Source organism: Nostoc sp. UCD121, assembly GCF_014222285.1.
In the GTDB taxonomy this organism is placed as follows: domain Bacteria; phylum Cyanobacteriota; class Cyanobacteriia; order Cyanobacteriales; family Nostocaceae; genus Nostoc.
In genome coordinates this window covers 1-1,008 of the sequence record NZ_JACKZS010000486.1, presented here as the reverse complement: position 1 = coordinate 1,008, position 1,008 = coordinate 1, and the positions used below count along the sequence as shown (strand labels likewise).

Here is a 1,008-nt window from a genome sequence, read left to right as displayed (position 1 = left end):
CTAAGAGAGTGAATGTTTCTGGTTCAACAATTACTATTTTCAGCATGATGTTGATAATCCTCTAATAATAAATGGCTGTTTATTCGGGTATTTATTATTGGTGTCTAGCGGACACGTTGAAGACACTTGGTGTCTGGGCGGTGTCTGGGGTAGTGTCTGCTGGTGTCTGGACAGGATAAGGGTTTTGAGCTTTGGTGTCTGTGGTGTCTGGTGAGGAGTGTCCGCGAAAAAAGGGCGGTTTTGGGGGTAGACACCAGACACCAATCGCAGTCAAATTTGATTAAGCTTGATAACACCCTCGCCTATCCAGTCTGCTAAAGATGCTCCAACAATTTCATACATCCAGCCCTTGATTTGCTCAACACTAAATCTCTCACCGTTCACTTTAAAATTGCCCTTAAACTCTCTTACATCAGCTTCAATTCGTTCAGTCCTGGTGAGATATTCATACAGTTTTTGCGCCTGGGGTGATAGTTTGTTCGGTTCAGATTGGGTATCACCTGCTTTATTACCAAGATTGAATTCCAGTTCATAAATGCGCTCTAAAGTAGCTTTGTCAATGGGGGGATTGGGGTTAGATTCTGCTGGGAGAGCGTCGCTAAAGTCAGATATTTTCACTGTCATTTTGGGCAGATTAACATCAAGCCATTCGTTGGAACTGTCGAGTTTTACCTTAGCTTTCCCCGTCGATGAGGGCTGTAGTGTAACTGGATCTACTTCTGCCAAACATTCAACTTGGAGCATCTTAGAAACAAGATTATGTAATCCCTTAATGCCGAATAAACACGTCTGGGTGTTGTTATGAGCTACGACAGTAATGGGCATCTCTTGTTTACGGCTTTTGGTCAGTGCCAGCTTGCCGAATTTGTCTAACAGTTCTGCATCTTTAATGAAGTCGCCGTATGTGGTGGCCTCCTCACAGATTAAAGACAAAGCTTTACCTGATGCCCAAAGTTTCTGCCGCCATTGCGACTCACTCAATGATGAATTATTAAAGGTTTTTAACCG

General features: G+C 43.3%; 1 protein-coding gene and 1 pseudogene. Both read right to left on the bottom strand.

The window, feature by feature from the left end:
* Nucleotides 1–94 precede the first annotated feature (94 nt).
* A complete protein-coding gene (locus GNF10_RS37090; protein WP_185583614.1) occupies nt 95–274 on the bottom strand; it encodes a hypothetical protein in 180 nt (59 codons plus the stop codon).
* Nucleotides 271–1,008, bottom strand: a pseudogene (locus GNF10_RS37085) (hypothetical protein); the annotation flags it as partial. The gene GNF10_RS37090 and the pseudogene GNF10_RS37085, both read right to left, overlap by 4 nt.